The sequence below is a fragment of the Mesorhizobium sp. WSM4308 genome, assembly GCF_002294905.1.
In the GTDB taxonomy this organism is placed as follows: Bacteria; Pseudomonadota; Alphaproteobacteria; order Rhizobiales; family Rhizobiaceae; genus Mesorhizobium.
Window position 1 is genome coordinate 169,132 of the sequence record NZ_NSFW01000015.1, and the last position, 14,303, is coordinate 183,434.

19 protein-coding genes are annotated in these 14,303 nt (G+C 64.5%); 7 read left to right on the forward strand and 12 right to left on the reverse strand.

The annotated features are described in order from the left end of the window. Positions 1 to 9 precede the first annotated feature (9 nt). On the forward strand, positions 10 to 855 hold the full coding sequence (locus CK227_RS26095) for an acyl-CoA thioester hydrolase/BAAT C-terminal domain-containing protein (RefSeq protein ID WP_095774842.1): 846 nt from the start codon (positions 10 to 12) through the stop codon (positions 853 to 855). A gap of 65 nt (positions 856 to 920) precedes the next feature. Here CK227_RS26095 and CK227_RS26100 read toward each other — a convergent pair whose 3' ends face one another. From CK227_RS26100 to CK227_RS36885, 7 genes are all read right to left on the reverse strand, one after another. Continuing rightward, positions 921 to 1,184 (reverse strand): YMGG-like glycine zipper-containing protein, encoded by a 264-nt coding sequence (locus CK227_RS26100; protein WP_095774843.1) that lies wholly within the window; start codon positions 1,182 to 1,184, stop codon positions 921 to 923. A 130-nt stretch (positions 1,185 to 1,314) separates the two neighbouring features. Then, on the reverse strand, positions 1,315 to 1,866 hold the full coding sequence (locus CK227_RS26105) for an SRPBCC family protein (RefSeq protein WP_095774844.1): 552 nt from the start codon (positions 1,864 to 1,866) through the stop codon (positions 1,315 to 1,317). 73 nt (positions 1,867 to 1,939) lie between these two features. Beyond that, entirely contained in the window at positions 1,940 to 2,350 is a 411-nt protein-coding gene (locus CK227_RS26110; protein ID WP_095774845.1) for a DoxX family protein, read from the reverse strand. Between the two features lie 151 nt (positions 2,351 to 2,501). Then, the gene (locus tag CK227_RS26115; protein ID WP_179296522.1) at positions 2,502 to 2,993 is read right to left on the reverse strand and encodes an SRPBCC domain-containing protein; all 492 of its coding nucleotides are present in this window, start codon (positions 2,991 to 2,993) and stop codon (positions 2,502 to 2,504) included. A 31-nt stretch (positions 2,994 to 3,024) separates the two neighbouring features. Further along, complete coding sequence (locus CK227_RS26120; protein ID WP_095774847.1) at positions 3,025 to 3,372, reverse strand: metalloregulator ArsR/SmtB family transcription factor; 348 nt, start codon at positions 3,370 to 3,372, stop codon at positions 3,025 to 3,027. Between the two features lie 132 nt (positions 3,373 to 3,504). Then, positions 3,505 to 4,410: a bestrophin family protein gene (locus tag CK227_RS26125; RefSeq protein ID WP_095774882.1), complete on the reverse strand. Its 906-nt coding sequence runs from the start codon at positions 4,408 to 4,410 to the stop codon at positions 3,505 to 3,507. A gap of 10 nt (positions 4,411 to 4,420) precedes the next feature. Beyond that, positions 4,421 to 4,564 carry a hypothetical protein gene (locus tag CK227_RS36885; protein WP_179296523.1) on the reverse strand — a complete coding sequence of 48 codons (144 nt, stop codon included), beginning with the start codon at positions 4,562 to 4,564 and terminating at the stop codon, positions 4,421 to 4,423. Between the two features lie 19 nt (positions 4,565 to 4,583). On the opposite strand from CK227_RS36885, the gene CK227_RS26130 reads away from it, so the two are divergent. Then, on the forward strand, positions 4,584 to 4,991 hold the full coding sequence (locus CK227_RS26130) for an ACT domain-containing protein (protein WP_095774848.1): 408 nt from the start codon (positions 4,584 to 4,586) through the stop codon (positions 4,989 to 4,991). 2 nt (positions 4,992 to 4,993) lie between these two features. Here the strand turns inward: CK227_RS26130 and CK227_RS26135 are convergent, their stop codons facing one another. From CK227_RS26135 to CK227_RS37850, 3 genes are all read right to left on the reverse strand, one after another. Beyond that, a complete protein-coding gene (locus CK227_RS26135; protein ID WP_095774849.1) occupies positions 4,994 to 5,446 on the reverse strand; it encodes a GNAT family N-acetyltransferase in 453 nt (150 codons plus the stop codon). Between the two features lie 168 nt (positions 5,447 to 5,614). After that, positions 5,615 to 6,649, reverse strand: a complete 1,035-nt coding sequence (locus tag CK227_RS26140; RefSeq protein ID WP_010912399.1) for an aspartate-semialdehyde dehydrogenase — start codon at positions 6,647 to 6,649, stop codon at positions 5,615 to 5,617. Between the two features lie 106 nt (positions 6,650 to 6,755). After that, entirely contained in the window at positions 6,756 to 6,881 is a 126-nt protein-coding gene (locus tag CK227_RS37850) for a hypothetical protein (RefSeq protein WP_280951246.1), read from the reverse strand. Between the two features lie 199 nt (positions 6,882 to 7,080). Here CK227_RS37850 and CK227_RS26145 point away from each other — a divergent pair, with 199 nt between their 5' ends. Continuing rightward, complete coding sequence (locus tag CK227_RS26145; RefSeq protein ID WP_095774850.1) at positions 7,081 to 8,964, forward strand: DEAD/DEAH box helicase; 1,884 nt, start codon at positions 7,081 to 7,083, stop codon at positions 8,962 to 8,964. A gap of 3 nt (positions 8,965 to 8,967) precedes the next feature. Here CK227_RS26145 and CK227_RS26150 read toward each other — a convergent pair whose 3' ends face one another. Next, positions 8,968 to 10,389: a glycosyltransferase gene (locus tag CK227_RS26150; protein WP_179296524.1), complete on the reverse strand. Its 1,422-nt coding sequence runs from the start codon at positions 10,387 to 10,389 to the stop codon at positions 8,968 to 8,970. Positions 10,390 to 10,531: 142 nt separating this feature from the next. Here CK227_RS26150 and CK227_RS26155 point away from each other — a divergent pair, with 142 nt between their 5' ends. From CK227_RS26155 to CK227_RS26170, 4 genes are all read left to right on the forward strand, one after another. Then, positions 10,532 to 11,236, forward strand: coding sequence for a DUF805 domain-containing protein (locus CK227_RS26155; RefSeq protein ID WP_095774852.1), 705 nt, complete (start codon positions 10,532 to 10,534; stop codon positions 11,234 to 11,236). 69 nt (positions 11,237 to 11,305) lie between these two features. Then, a complete protein-coding gene (locus CK227_RS26160; protein ID WP_095774883.1) occupies positions 11,306 to 11,959 on the forward strand; it encodes a DUF805 domain-containing protein in 654 nt (217 codons plus the stop codon). Between the two features lie 159 nt (positions 11,960 to 12,118). Beyond that, positions 12,119 to 12,547: a polyketide cyclase gene (locus CK227_RS26165; RefSeq protein ID WP_095774853.1), complete on the forward strand. Its 429-nt coding sequence runs from the start codon at positions 12,119 to 12,121 to the stop codon at positions 12,545 to 12,547. Continuing rightward, the gene (locus CK227_RS26170; RefSeq protein WP_245318256.1) at positions 12,537 to 12,995 is read left to right on the forward strand and encodes a MarR family winged helix-turn-helix transcriptional regulator; all 459 of its coding nucleotides are present in this window, start codon (positions 12,537 to 12,539) and stop codon (positions 12,993 to 12,995) included. Before CK227_RS26165 ends, CK227_RS26170 begins: the two co-directional genes overlap by 11 nt. Before the next feature lie 133 nt (positions 12,996 to 13,128). Here the strand turns inward: CK227_RS26170 and leuB are convergent, their stop codons facing one another. Next, entirely contained in the window at positions 13,129 to 14,232 is a 1,104-nt protein-coding gene (leuB, locus tag CK227_RS26175) for a 3-isopropylmalate dehydrogenase (protein ID WP_032932300.1), read from the reverse strand. Positions 14,233 to 14,303 lie beyond the last annotated feature (71 nt).

The window sequence follows — 14,303 nt, forward strand, 5'->3', positions numbered from 1 at the left end:
ATGGAACGGATGGGCGAACGGCCAGTCACGGAAGAAATCCTGTCCGGCCGCGTTGCCGGAACGCTGCTGCGATGCGCCGACGCCACGACGGGCGTCGTGGTGCTGGGCGGATCCAGCGGCCGTGTCGACGTCGCCCGCGCACGGCTGTTTGCCGGCGAGGGCGCATCCGCTCTAGCGCTGCAGTGGTTCGGCGGCGAAGGCCAGGTCCCCGGCATATGTGAAATCCCTCTGGAGATTTTTTTCGCCGCGACCGACCATTTTGTCGGGCTGGGCTGCCGGCGCATCGTCTATGTCGGCACGTCCAAAGGCGCCGAGGCGGCCTTGCTTGCGGCGGCGCACGACCGGCGCATCGACGCCGTGGCCGCGATCAGCCCGACATCGGTGGTGTGGGGCAATATCGGGCCGGGCCGCGACGGCACCAGCTGGCCCGAGCGATCGTCATGGACGCTGAAGGGGGTGCCGCTCCCGTTCGTTCCGACCGAGCCGAACTGGCGCGCGAGCCATGTCGATGGCCTTGTGTCCTACAGGGGGCTATTCGAGCATTGCCTGGCAAGCTTCAAGCAGGAGGCCGACAAGGCCGCCATTCCCGTCGAGGCTATCTCGGCGCAGCTTGTGCTGGTCGCGGGCGGCGACGACGCGCTGTGGCCCTCGCTCGACTTTGCCCGATCGATTGTTCGGCGTCGAGAAGATGTCGGAAAGGCCACCCGCCTCGTCTCAAACCCCGATGCCGGCCACCGCATTCTCTTGCCGGGTGAAACCACCCCACGGTCCGCATTGCACGCCCATGGCGGTAATGATCAGGCCGATGCGCGTCTCGGCCGCGACGCCTGGGAATTGATCCGGGACCTGTTGTAGGCATTTTCAGACGAAAACGGCGAGCCTGCGCCCGCCGTTTTGCTGTCTTCAGTGCTGCCCGCCGCTCAATAGCCGCTTGGGCAGCGGTCGACATAGACACGGCCATTGCGGTCGCGGTAGCGGCACTGGCCACTTTCGCTGGCGTGGCCGATCAGGGCACCCGCCACGGCGCCGACCGCGCCTCCGACGACTGCGCCCTGGACCGGATCCCCAGCCACGGCCGCGCCGACCGCGGCGCCACCAAGGCCGCCTACAGCAGCGCCTTTTTCCGTCTGCGAGCACGCGCCCAACGCCATCGTCAGCACCAGAATGGTAATCGCCTTCTTCATTATGAAATCCTCTCTCTCACGCGGATCGCCGTCCTCGCCGCCATTTCGTTAACTCGCGTGCGGCTGATTTGATCCCTGGGAGAGTGACGATTGGCCGGCTTAGCGTCGACGACGGTTTCGGCACTTGCGATCAAGATTTTGAAATTGTTAGCCTTTGTTGCTCCGTTGCCTGCTTCAGATTGGCCAGGCCGGCCTCGAAATCCTTGCCGATCAGCTTGTCGAAGTCCATGAATAGGGCCATCAGCTTGGCGATGAACGGTCTTGCGCCACGCATCGCCCAGGTGACAGCGGTGCTGTCGCCCGATGGCGTCAAGGTGAAGTCGACGCTGTTGTTGGCGCGGAACGGCTTCTCGAAATCGAGCTTGAGCGCGACCTGCGAGGACGGCACCGAATTGACGATCTCCATGCGCCCCTTGCCGGCCTTGCCATTGCCTTCCCAGGCATAGACGGCGCCCTTGCCGCTTTGCGCGCCCGAGACCGTGCGCTTCATGTTGGGGTCGAGCTTTTCGTAGGGCGACCATGTCGGCCAGCGGCTGAGATCGTTGATCAGCGGGAAGATCGCCTCCGGCGCAGCCTTGATGGTGGCCGTGCGGGTGGTGACGAAATCATTGGGCCGTGTCGCGGCGTAGATGAGGACGGCGGCGATGAAGACGACCAGGATGATGAGGATGGTGCTGAACATTTTTCTCTCCTCAAAGCAATTTCAGGAAAAGTGTGAAGCGGTTTCCCTCCGGAATTGCGTCAGAACAATGAGACTATCGGCTGAACGGGATCAGTGCGCGCACCTTGGGGTCGCGCAGATAGAGACCGCCCCACAGGATGATGCCGAGATAGACGCCGAACAGTGTGTGGGAGAACAGCGGGCTATCGATGCGCAGCTTTGTAGCGATGGCGCCGCCCATATAGGCGGTGAGCAGGATGGCGCCGAGCACCGAAGTGCGCGGCCAGGCGTAGAGCGCCGTCGAGACCAGGCCGATGACGCCGAGCAGGCGCGCGACATTGGCGTCGGCCGGCCAGCCGAGCGGCACCATGGTCTGGGTGACGATGTCGAGCGGCGGCAGCTTGATGGCGCCGTCGAAGACCATGAACAGGATGATGAGGCCGCTGAGTACGCGGCCGGTCCACAGGGCGCCAGTCGACACGGGCGCGGTTTCGGAAATGCTCATTGATGTTCCCTCCGGTGTTTCAGATTCAAGCGCCGGCCTTCTTGGTGAAGGTCGATCCAAGGACGCGCGGCGGGAGGATGACCCGACACGCGATGGGATTCTTTTTGCACTCCGGTGACCGACCTTCGTCGAACACCGGGCCTCGCTTCGTTCAAAGCGTCTTGAGATAGGCCTCCAGGCGCGCATAGCTCGCCATCACCATCTGGCCGAAGCCCATCTTCACCGCCATGTCCCTAGCGGCGATCGAATTGGCGCGGATGTTCGCGACGATCCGCGTCCTGCCGCCGATGTCCTCGAACAGGATGGTCGTCACCATCTGCGCCGGCGGCAAGCTGTCCTGCCACTGTGTGCGGTCGAGCGGCGCATCGCGATAGACGATCCGTTCCGGCGGGGCGATTTCGAGATAGACGCTGTTGGTCGGATATTCGCTGCCATCGGCAAAACGCATGGTCAGGCGCCACTCGCCGCCCGGCCTCACATCCATCTCGCAGACCGGATAGCTCGATCCTTCCGGCCCCCAGAACCGCACCAGATGATAGGGATCGGTGAACAGCCTGAACATCAGTGCGCGCGGCGCATCGAACGTCCTGCTGATGACGATGACGGGGTCATCGGATGGAAGTTCTATCGATTGATCTGCCACTTCTTGCCCTCCTTGATTGACCCCGCCGGCTTCAATTATGGCTGCCGTCCGGATCTCCCTTCTGCAAAGCCTGCAGATAGGTTTCGAGCCGGTCGAACCGCGCATCCCACAGCGCACGATAAGATTCCAGCCACGCGTCGATCTCGCGCAATGGCTCAGGCTGCAGGCGCCGCGGCCGGAACTGCGCGTCGCGGCCGCGCGCCACCAGGCCGGCGCGCTCCAGCACCTTGAGATGCTTCGACACCGCCGGAAAGCTCATGGCGAAAGGCTCCGCCAGCTCCGTCACCGAAGCCTCGCCGAGCGAAAGCCGCGCCAGGATAGCTCGCCGTGTCGGATCCGCGAGCGCCGCAAGGGTCAAGCTGAGGCTGTCGGTTGTCATGCTTATCAAACCAAATGGTTATGTAACCTTTTGGTTCTATAAGAGACATCAACCAGCGCGTCAAGCCCTCACATCGAGACGGCCGATGCCCCAATTCAGCAGGCGCTTCGAATGCGGGCGAACCGGGACTGCTTATGAAAAATAAAACTTCTCGGCCGGGAGCATCTTCGGCGGCGCTTCCCCCAGCGCCTCGAACACCGAGATCTCGCAGACGCGACACAACCCGTCGAGCGCAAGGTCGTTGGCTTCGGTGCCGAACGGGTCCTCGAGTTCCTCCGAAAGCGCATCGAGGCCGAAGAAGGTGTAGGCGATCAGCGCCGTGAACAGTGGCGTCGCCCAGCCGGTGGTCGAGATCAGCCCGATGGGCAAAAGCAGGCAGACGATATAGGCCGTGCGGTGCACCAGCAGCGTATAGGCGAAGGGCAAGGGCGTGCCGGCGATCCGCTCGCAGCCGGCCTGGATGGCGGCGATCGACGCCAGCCTTTCATCGAGAATGCGGAAGCCGATCGGATCGACGTCGCCCGCCCGGCGCTGCGCATTGGCGCGCCGGCCCATGCGCCGGACCATCTCGTCGGTCGGATTGGCAAAGGCTGCGACCGCCTCCGCCTCGGCGTCGATGAACGCGCGGGCGTCCTTGCGGCTGTCGGTCTTGCGCAGCTGGCCGCGCAGGAAATGGCAGAAGGCCAGCGCCTCCATCAGCAAGGCGCGCTGTTCGGCCGGATCGGGAATGAGGCTGGTCGTGGCGCGCGCCAGGTTACGGATCTCGAAGACCAGCGTGCCCCACAGCTTGCGCGCTTCCCACCAGCGATCATAGGCGGCGTTGTTGCGGAACGACAGATAGATGGACAGCGTCACGCCGACCAGTCCGAACGGCGTGATGTTGAAGACGCCGAGATCGAGCTCGAACCATCGCGCCAGGACCAGGATGACCGCCGAATAGACGGCGAAGCCGAAGATCTGCGGCAGGATGCGCGGCACCACGGAGCCGCGCATGATGAAGAACAGCTGCAGGAAGTTGGGGCGCGGGCGAACGATCATGGACGGCCTTTCACGGGCCGGCATCGGCCCTGAGCTGCTCTATTGTGCGATGCGACAGATCCGCAAGCCCGGCCGCCAGCGACATCGCCATGTCGTGCGCGGTGCGGACTATCAGCATGTGCCGGTTGCGGATATTGAGAAGCCTGTTGCCCATCCCAGTTCAGGCGAGAGAAATGACCGGCGAGACCGATCTGAATACATTGTTGGCGTCGATGACACCGGAATTGCTCGACGGCATCCATGTCTTCGCCACGCTGGCGCCTGGAGTTGCCCAGCCGAAGAACCTCGACCCGGTGATGCTGTTTCGCGAGCGCGAGGGCACGACGCTGATCGTGACCGAGGACGCGGCAAAGGCAGCCGGACTGGCCGCGTCGTTCCCCTGCCGGATGATCACGCTGAACATCCACTCATCGCTGGAAGCCGTCGGCTTCCTCGCCGCCATCGCCACGCGGCTCGCCGCCGCCGGCATGGGCGTCAATCCGGTCTCGGCGTTCTACCATGATCACCTCTTCGTGCCGGCCGATCGGGCGGAGGAGGCGCTCGGGCTGCTTCATCAGCTGGCCAAGGACAGTGCCGGCTGAAATCAGCGCCTGCGGACATACAGAATATCCGGCAGGCCTTCCTCGTTGGTGGTGCCGTCGCCGAACGCTTCCGCGCGGAACCTATGGCGCTCATAGAAGCGCCGGGCGCCGGTGTTGGCCTGGAAGCAATGGAGTTTCGTAACCGGCAAAGCAGCGGTCGCGTCGATCAGCAGCCGGCTGCCTATGCCTTGTCCCGTCCAGGCCGGGTCGAGGTAGAGCTGCTCCACCCAATCGCCGCTGACGGCAACGAAGCCGACAATCTCGCTGCCGCCTTCGGCGACCGTCACCTGCTGCCGTGGCAGCACGATGTCGCGGAGGAAGGCGAGGTCCTCGGCCGGCGTATGGATGACCGGCATCCAGTCGTAGGCGTCGAGCGACGCTCGCATAAGCCGGGCAATGGCAGCGGCATCTGAGCCGGTGGCCGAACGCAGAGTGACAGGCCGAGCACCGTTCATAAAGTAAGCTCAATCCGAGGGGCAGGTGCGGGCTTTCCCTTCTCCCCGTGTGGGAGAAGGACAAGGTGCCCTTAGCCCGCGACCGCGGGCCGCCGGTCGTCCGGCGCGCCCGCGCAGGGCAAGCCGCGGCAGCGGCGATACGGCCCGTGAGCGAGAAAAGAACCGCCGTCAGGCCGCCTTCTTCTTCGGCTGGATCAAGCCGCGCTCGACGAGGAGCTCGGCGATCTGCACCGCGTTGAGCGCCGCGCCCTTGCGCAGATTGTCGGAGACGACCCACATCGACAGGCCGTTGTCGACGGTGGAATCCTCGCGGATGCGCGAGATGAAGGTGGCGTCCTCGCCGGCCGATTCCAGCGGCGTGATGTAGCCGCCGTCCTCGCGCTTGTCCAAGACCTGGCAGCCCGGCGCGTCGCGCAGGATGTCGCGTGCCTCGTCGGCGGTGATCGGCTTCTCGAACTCGATGTTGACCGCTTCCGAATGGCCGATGAACACCGGCACGCGCACGCAGGTCGCCGTCAGCTTGATCTTGGGGTCGAGCATCTTCTTGGTCTCGGCGACCATCTTCCACTCTTCCTTGGTGAAGCCGTCGTCGAGGAAGACGTCGATATGCGGAATCACGTTGAAGGCGATGCGCTTGGTGAACTTCTTGACGTCGACCTGGTCGGCGACGAACACCGCACGGGTCTGGGTGAACAGCTCGTCCATGCCTTCCTTGCCGGCGCCCGATACCGACTGGTAGGTGGCGACGACGACGCGCTTGATGGTGGCGAAATCGTGCAGCGGCTTCAGCGCCACGACCAGCTGCGCGGTCGAGCAGTTCGGGTTGGCGATGATGTTCTTGCGCGTGAACAGCGAGATCGCGTCCGGGTTCACTTCCGGCACGATCAGCGGCACGTCCTGGTCGTAGCGGAAGGCCGACGAATTATCGATGACGACGCAGCCCTGCTTGCCGATCTTCGGCGACCATTCCTTGGAGACATTGCCGCCGGCCGACATGACGCAGATGTCGGTGTCGGAAAAATCATACTGGTCCAGTGCCTTGACCTTCAGCGTGCGGTCGCCGAACGACACTTCCGTGCCCTGGCTGCGCCGCGACGCCAGCGCCACCACTTCGCTTACCGGAAAACCGCGCTCTTCCAGTATGTTGAGCATTTCCCGGCCCACATTGCCCGTGGCGCCGACGACTGCAACCTTGAAACTCATAAAGATCTCCTGTCCCTCTCCGCTTGGTTTTTGGAGAAAACCCGCCGGCCAATGCGGGTTCTGTCCCCCGGGCCGGACCCGGGAGAGGGTGGTTAGGCCAAGGGAATCACACCGTTTTGGTGGTGGTTTTGGCCATGGTTTTGGTTGAACGGTAAGACGCGCGAACGCGCCCGGCCAGATGATTGTGGCCGGGGAAGTCAAATGCAAGAAGCGCCATCAGAAGGCCGCGCATCGAAAATGATCCCGTTCGATGCCGGCTTTTACGCGGTTTGCGTCAGGAGTCAATTGCGGCGAGGTGCATGGCCTTCATGGCGCGCCCTGTACAAGAGCGGCGGCAGGAAGTACGAACGGCCAAGATTGTTGGGCTGGCGCGGCGCCGGCCCCGATGTGCTCCATGATGAGCGCAGAACCCTGAATTCCGAAAGAGCGAGATGTCCAACTTTGAAGGTATCGTCCCGGCGCTGGCACAGGCGCTGGAAAAACGCGGCTATTCCGAACTGACGCCGGTGCAGAAGGCGGTGCTGGAACTCGGCCAGGCCGATGCGCTGGTGTCGGCGCAGACCGGCTCCGGCAAGACCGTGGCCTTCGGCCTTGCCATGGCGCCGACGCTTCTCGACGGCGCCGAGCGTTTTGGCCCGGCCACGGCGCCGCTGGCCTTGGCGGTGGCGCCGACGCGCGAGCTTGCGCTGCAGGTGACACGGGAACTCGAATGGCTTTACGAGCCGACCGGCGCCACGGTGGCGTCCTGCGTCGGCGGCATGGACATGCGCACCGAGCGGCGCGCGCTGGAGCGTGGCGCCCATATCGTCGTCGGCACGCCCGGCCGCCTGCGCGACCACATCACCCGCAACTCGCTCGACATGTCGGCGCTGAAGGCGGTGGTGCTCGACGAGGCCGACGAGATGCTCGATCTCGGTTTTCGCGAGGACCTCGAATTCATCCTCGATGCCGCGCCGGCCGAACGCCGCACGCTGATGTTCTCGGCCACCGTGCCACGCTCCATCGCCACGCTGGCGCAAGGCTATCAGCGCGATGCCGTGCGCATCTCCGCCGCCGGCGAGGAAAAGCAGCATCTCGACATCGAATACCGCGCGCTCAACGTCGCCCAGGCCGACCGCGAGAACGCCATCATCAACGTGCTGCGTTTCTACGAGGCGAAGAACGCGCTGGTGTTCTGCAACACGCGTGCCGCCGTCAATCACCTGACCGCGCGTTTCAACAACCGCAATTTTTCCGTCGTCGCGCTTTCGGGCGAGCTCAGCCAGAACGAGCGCAGCCATGCGCTGCAGGCGATGCGCGACGGCCGCGCAAAAGTCTGCATCGCCACCGACGTCGCGGCGCGCGGCATCGACCTGCCCAACCTCGAACTGGTCATCCACGCCGACCTGCCGACCAATCCCGAAACGCTGCTGCACCGCAGCGGCCGCACCGGCCGCGCCGGGCGCAAGGGCGTCAGCGCACTGATCGTGCCGGGCAGCGCCCGCAGGCGCACCGAGCGGCTGTTGCAGAACGCCGGCCTCAAGGCAACCTGGGCGAGCCCGCCCTCAGCCGACGATGTGATGCGCCGCGACGACGAGCGCATCCTCGCCGATCCGGCCTTCGACGAGCCGGTGAAGGACGATGAGCGCGCTTTCATCGACGCGCTTCTCGCCAAGCATGGCGCCGAACAGGTGGCGGCCGCCTTCGTGCGCCAGTGCCGCGCCAGCCGCTCGGCGCCCGAGGATCTCATGGACGTCGCGTCGTTCACGCCTTCGCGTGAAAGACTGGCGCGCGAAAGACCGGCCGGCGAAAATTTCGCGCAGCGCGACGAGGCGCCGAGCCGCCGTGACGATTTCGGCGCCAGCGTCTGGTTCTCGCTGTCGGTCGGACGCAGGCAGAATGCCGAGCCGCGCTGGCTGATCCCGATGCTGTGCCGCACCGGCAGCATCTCGAAGCGCGAGATCGGCGCCATCAAGATGCAGCCGGAAGAAACCTTCGTGCAGATCGCCGCGGACTGGGCAGACCGTTTTCTCGCCGCCATCGGGCCCGACCGCAAACTGCAGGGCAATATCGTGGTCAAGCGGCTCGACGGCACGCCGGACCTGTCGCGGGCCGGCTATCAGCCGCCCAGCCCCGACAAGAAGCCGCATCGCGGCAAGGCGCCATTCGACCCGAACGCGCCGAAGCGCAAATTCGAGAAGCGCGCACCGGCCGCGGTCGACCAGCGCCCTGCAGCCGCGCATGAGGCAAAGCCGTGGGCGAAAAAGCCGGGCAAGCCGAAATTCGACAATGCCGGCCCGCCGAAGCACAAGAAGCCGAAGAAGCGGCCTTCGTAACCCCTACGAACGCCGGGACGCGCTCTCTTTCAGGCCGGCCTTGATGGCCGACCAGCTAGCGGCCGCCGGCGTCGGCCGATGGTGTTGGGCGATGCGCTCCGCCAATGAGGAACGCCAGGCATGATCCTCGGCCATCCTGCGGATGGCGGCGTACCAGCCGGCCTGGTCTTCGGAATCGATCGCCGGCATCAGCCCGCCGCTCGCCTCGATCAGCGACGGCGCCGTCGACACGATGACCGGAACGCCGAAATCGAGACATTCCGAGGCGCCGTAGCCCCAGCCCTCTATATGCGAGGGAAAAACGCCGAAGGTGGCGCTGCGATAATAGCCGATGAGCTGCTCGTCGCTGACCAGTCCGGTGAAGGTGACCGACTGGAGCAGTTCGGGATGCGCCTTGAGAAAAGCGCGCAGCGGTTCGATCATCCAGCCCCAGCGCCCGGCGCAGACAAGCCTTGGCAGCTTGACGCCCTCTTCCCGCGCCTGCTGCCAGATCCGCGCCAGCAATATGTGGTTCTTGCGCACTTCGATGGTCGAGCAATAGAACACGAACGGCTCGCCGGCCTCGATGCGCGAGGTCGCGCCGATGCGCGATGCCGTCTCGTGCAGGATGGAAGGCATCGGAAACCGGTACACTAGCGGCGCGCCGATGCCGGCCTTGCGCATATATTCGGTCAGCGTCGCGCCGACCTCGTCGGAGGCGCAGAATGCCGGCGCACCGGCGCGCACGAGCTGCTCGAGATCGGAGCCGAAACGGCGCTCGCCGGCGCTCAAGCCGATCAGGTCGGGGCGCAACGCCGGGATGATGTCGTGACACAGGAAGGCAACCTTGCCGGCGCCGCCCGAAACGGCGAACCGGTCTTCCTGGGTCAGGATGTGATGGCTGATCAGCACAAGGGCGGGCTCCGTCTCGGCCGGCCGGGCCGGGGCCTCTCGCAAACCAAGGCGGATCCGCGCCCGCTGGTACAGGCGATAGGCGCGGATCAACAGCCGCGTCGCCTGCCAGGCGATCCCCATGCCGCCATTGGTCACCGTCCTGGCCAGATGGCGGTCCGCGTCACGCTTGTCCCAGGGCTGCTGCCGCACCGCCTCGAAAGCCCGCGACAGCGCCGCGCGTCTCCCCGGCCACCGCTTGACACGATGCGGTGAAATCTCGCCGGCCGCGACGTGGTCCTGTTCGAAAGGCGCAAGCGGCCGGAACCGGCCTTCGCCTGGCCTGAACGCCACCACCTCCACGTCGGGGTCGGGATCCGCCAACGCCGCATTGACGAGAAAGCTCTCCACCCGTGGAATGCCCGCCAGGCCCTTGCCGGGCGGCCAGAACATCAGGCCGGTCGCATCGATGGCCAGTGCAGGGGCAAGCCTCGCCGGCCTTGCGGCCTGCCCTTCCTCGGTCCCGGCGCTGGCATCGGAATGCTCGACTGTCATGGTCTGCTTCGGTGAAGACGGCTGCACGTCAAGCCTTATGCTCGATTTGCCGCTAATATGGTAGCCATGCCGCACGGTCTTGCCCGTGGGCTCGGCCCCGTGCCACATCTTGGCGGGGACGCGGCGACAAGGGGGGTGGGTGATGCGTGGCGAAGTGCTTCACTATGACGAGGACCAGGGTTTCGGCTTCATCACCGGAGCCGACGGCAACCGCTACACATTCACCCGCGAGAACCTTCGCCGGCAAACCGCGATGCCCAAGGGCACGGCGGTCGAGTTCCAGCCGGGCGGCGGCCAGGCGCGTGACGTCTTCTCGATCGCCACCCAGGCCGCAAGCCCGGCCGCCGGCATAAACCCCGCACCGGCTCAGGCCAATCCCGTACCCGCGGCCGTCGCAGCGCCGGCGCAGCATTTCGGCCGGACGGCCGAGCCGGCAGAGCCCACCGATCTCTGGTCCTATTTCTGGAGCGGTGTGACCCGGAACTACTTCAATTTCGCCGGCCGCGCCCGGCGCAAGGAATATTGGGGCTATTGCCTGTTCTGGACGATCGCGTTGCTGGTGGTCGTCGGCATCGGCGTTTTCACCGATGCCGAGATAGGCAATTTCGACAACGCCGAGCTGCCGGCGATGACAGTGGGGCTTTTCGGCATGTTCCTGCTGGCCACCTTCCTGCCCAGCCTCGGCATGATCGTGCGCCGCCTGCACGACCTCGGCCTGACCGGCTGGCTCTGCCTGCTCATCCTGATCCCGACCTTCGGCAGCCTGATCATTCTCGTCTTCGCATTGATCCCGACACAGGGGCGCGAAAACCAGTGGGGGCCAGTGCCGGCGGGGGTTAGAATTTAGCGTGGCGTGCATATTGCATTGGTGAACAACCCTGGGTAGCATGCTGGCGAGGCGATGCAGGGGAAAGCAATGCGCGGTACGGTGTTTCACTACGACGCGGATCAAGACTACGGTTACATCGACGGCGCTGACGGCAAGCGCTATTTTTTCACACGGACGGATCTGAGCCAGGAGATAGCCCTCGTCAGAGGCCGTCTTGTCGAATTCCAGCCGGACGACGGAACTGCGCGCAACATCGTCGCCGCGAGTTCGCCCGCACCGTCGGCGACCGCTGGCCAGCCTGGTCTTGCCCCTGAAACCCGGCCCACTCGTTCCACAGGACTGTGGGCATACTTCCTGTGCACGGTCAGTGTGGATTTTTTCAATTTCAACGGACGCGCCCGTCGCAAGGAATATTGGGCCTTCTGGCTGTGCTCGACCGTCCTGGTGTTTGCCATGCTGGGTTTCGGGATACTCATGGATCTTGCCATCAACGGTTTCCGCGACGTTCCGAGCAGGAATGCGATCGGATTCCTGCCCTTCTTTATTTTCGCTTTGGCACTCAACCTGCCCTGGATCGCGCTTGCCGTGCGACGTCTTCACGACTTCGGCCGGAGCGGCTGGTTTGTCTTGCTCTGCTTCATCCCAGGCATCGGTGGCATAGCCGTGCTGGTCTTCGGGCTTGTGCCATCCCAGGCGGGCAAGAACGCCTGGGGGCCGGCGCCCGCAGGGGTGGGAGTTTAATCGCCGGTTTTCCCGACAAAAGGGGGAATTCACTCCCAAAAGCGGTCGTTCGGCCGAACGTCGTCACGGCTGAAGATTCCTCTTGCAATTTAATCCGCGCACAGATAGTCTGTGCACAGATCGAATGATCGATCGACCAAGACGAATGGAGCCAGGACAATGTGGAGCAATGAATACACCGCGATTTCCTCCCTTCCCTCAGCAGCCATCTGGAACGCGCTGAAGGCGTTGCACGAGGGCCGCCTCACCTATCAAGGGTCCGACACTTTCGTGCTGCACGGCCCGTTCGCCAAGGGCACCCGCGTCTCGGTGACGCCGGTCGGGCAGGACACGTTCGAATCGACCATCGTCGATCTCGTCGATAACGTCACCTATGCCGACGAGACTTCGTTCGGTGACACGAAATTGCTGTTCCGGCACACGCTGGTGCCGGTCGAGGGCGGCACGCAGGTGACGCACCGGCTCGAAATTTCCGGCCCCTCTGCGGCCGAGGTCGGACCCGAACTCGGCCCGCAGATCAGCGGCGATTTCGACGTATCGATGGCTAAATTGTTCGAGCAGGCAAAGGAGTTGGCGAATGGTGGCTGACGGACAGGATTTGAAGACGCGCTTCAGCGGACCTTCGGAGAGCCCCGGCTTGTTGTTGTGGCGAACCACCATGCGCTGGCAGCGCGTCATGACGGCGGCATTGACGCCACTCGACCTGACACATGTCCAGTTCGTGCTCCTGGCCTCCGCCATGTGGCTGGGCCGCAATGGCGAGCCGCCCAACCAGGTGCAGCTCGCCGCCCAGGCAGGCACCGAGGTGAAGATGACCTCGGACGTCGTTGCCCGGCTCGAGGCCAAGGGTTTGATCGCGCGGGAAGCCGACCCCAGGGATTCGCGTGCCAAGGTGATCCGCGTCACCCCGGCCGGAGCCGCCGCCGCGCAGCGCGCCATCGTTGCCGTGGAGACCGCCGACGCGGCCTTTTTCGAACCGGTGGACGAAGCACAGCTCGTCGGCCTGCTGCAGCTGCTGGCCGGCGACATACGCTAGAGCAATTCCAGGAAAAGTGTGAGCGGTTTTCCCGGGAAAGCGCATAGCGCTTTCCCTTGGGAATTGCGTCAAAACAAAGAGTTAGAGCGGTTCGCCGTTTCCATGAAACGGTGAAACGCTCTAAGTGAGCGCGTTAACCCAGGAACTTGGCGATGATCGCGTCGCCCATCTCGACCGTGCCGACCTCGGTCATGCCCGGCGAGAAAATGTCCTTCGTCCGCAGGCCCTGATCGAGCACGGCGGCGATCGCGCCTTCCAGCCTGTCGGCCTCATCGACCATGCCGAAGGAATAGCGCAGGCACATGGCGAAGGAAGCGATCATGGCGATCGGGTTGGCGATGCCCTTGCCGGCGATGTCGGGCGCCGAGCCGTGCACGGGCTCGTAGAGCGCCTTGCGCTTCTTGGTCTTGACGTCTGGCGCGCCGAGCGAGGCGGACGGCAGCATGCCGATCGAGCCGGTCAGCATGGCGGCGATGTCGGACAGCATATCGCCGAACAGATTGTCGGTGACGATGACGTCGAACTGTTTTGGCCAGCGCACCAGCTGCATGCCGCCGGCATCGGCCAGCATGTGGTCGAGCTTGACGTCGGAGTAGCGCGCCTTGTGCGTCTGGGTGACCACCTCGTTCCACAGCACGCCCGACTTCATGACGTTGCGCTTTTCCATCGAGGTCACATGGTTCTTGCGGGTGCGCGCCAGTTCGAAGGCGACGCCCGAAATGCGCTCGATCTCGAACGTGTCGTAGACCTGCGTGTCGATGCCGCGCTTCTGGCCGTTGCCGAGATCGATGATCTGCTTGGGTTCGCCGAAATAGACGCCGCCGGTCAGCTCGCGCACGATGAGGATGTCTAGGCCTTCGACCACCTCCTGCTTGAGCGAGGAGGACGCGGCGAGTGCCGGATAGCAGATGGCCGGGCGCAGATTGGCGAACAGCTCCATGTCCTTGCGCAGCCGCAGCAGGCCGGCCTCGGGCCGCACCTCGTAAGGCACGGCATCCCATTTCGGTCCGCCGACGGCGCCGAACAGCACCGCGTCCGCCGCCATCGCCTTGGCCATGTCGGCATCGGAGATCGCCGCGCCATGCGCGTCGTAGGCGCAGCCGCCGACCAGGCCCTCATCGGTGGCGAAGCCGCTGCCGAGCTTTTCGTTCATGGCCGATATCAGCTTCTTGACCTCGGCCATGGCCTCGGGGCCGATGCCGTCGCCGGGGAGCAGGAAAAGATGCTTCGTTGCCATGGAAAAACCGTCCCAGAAAGATTTGAACCGCGGCCTTGCTAAACGCCAAGCGCTTGCGGCGCAAGCCTGCG

Excerpts from the sequence above, each read along its gene's own strand:
- CK227_RS26095 (WP_095774842.1), top strand. The coding sequence starts at position 10 with ATGGGCGAACGGCCAGTCACGGAAGAAATCCTGTCCGGCCGCGTTGCC.
- CK227_RS26120 (WP_095774847.1), bottom strand. The coding sequence starts at position 3,372 with ATGACAACCGACAGCCTCAGCTTGACCCTTGCGGCGCTCGCGGATCCG.
- CK227_RS26110 (WP_095774845.1), bottom strand. The coding sequence starts at position 2,350 with ATGAGCATTTCCGAAACCGCGCCCGTGTCGACTGGCGCCCTGTGGACC.
- CK227_RS37850 (WP_280951246.1), bottom strand. The coding sequence starts at position 6,881 with ATGCGCGGCCTTCTGATGGCGCTTCTTGCATTTGACTTCCCCGGCCAC.
- CK227_RS26145 (WP_095774850.1), top strand. The coding sequence starts at position 7,081 with ATGTCCAACTTTGAAGGTATCGTCCCGGCGCTGGCACAGGCGCTGGAA.
- CK227_RS26130 (WP_095774848.1), top strand. The coding sequence starts at position 4,584 with ATGACCGGCGAGACCGATCTGAATACATTGTTGGCGTCGATGACACCG.
- CK227_RS26170 (WP_245318256.1), top strand. The coding sequence starts at position 12,537 with ATGGTGGCTGACGGACAGGATTTGAAGACGCGCTTCAGCGGACCTTCG.
- CK227_RS26165 (WP_095774853.1), top strand. The coding sequence starts at position 12,119 with ATGTGGAGCAATGAATACACCGCGATTTCCTCCCTTCCCTCAGCAGCC.
- CK227_RS26160 (WP_095774883.1), top strand. The coding sequence starts at position 11,306 with ATGCGCGGTACGGTGTTTCACTACGACGCGGATCAAGACTACGGTTAC.
- CK227_RS26100 (WP_095774843.1), bottom strand. The coding sequence starts at position 1,184 with ATGAAGAAGGCGATTACCATTCTGGTGCTGACGATGGCGTTGGGCGCG.
- CK227_RS26125 (WP_095774882.1), bottom strand. The coding sequence starts at position 4,410 with ATGATCGTTCGCCCGCGCCCCAACTTCCTGCAGCTGTTCTTCATCATG.
- CK227_RS26140 (WP_010912399.1), bottom strand. The coding sequence starts at position 6,649 with ATGAGTTTCAAGGTTGCAGTCGTCGGCGCCACGGGCAATGTGGGCCGG.
- CK227_RS26150 (WP_179296524.1), bottom strand. The coding sequence starts at position 10,389 with ATGACAGTCGAGCATTCCGATGCCAGCGCCGGGACCGAGGAAGGGCAG.
- CK227_RS36885 (WP_179296523.1), bottom strand. The coding sequence starts at position 4,564 with ATGGGCAACAGGCTTCTCAATATCCGCAACCGGCACATGCTGATAGTC.
- CK227_RS26105 (WP_095774844.1), bottom strand. The coding sequence starts at position 1,866 with ATGTTCAGCACCATCCTCATCATCCTGGTCGTCTTCATCGCCGCCGTC.
- CK227_RS26135 (WP_095774849.1), bottom strand. The coding sequence starts at position 5,446 with ATGAACGGTGCTCGGCCTGTCACTCTGCGTTCGGCCACCGGCTCAGAT.
- leuB (WP_032932300.1), bottom strand. The coding sequence starts at position 14,232 with ATGGCAACGAAGCATCTTTTCCTGCTCCCCGGCGACGGCATCGGCCCC.
- CK227_RS26155 (WP_095774852.1), top strand. The coding sequence starts at position 10,532 with ATGCGTGGCGAAGTGCTTCACTATGACGAGGACCAGGGTTTCGGCTTC.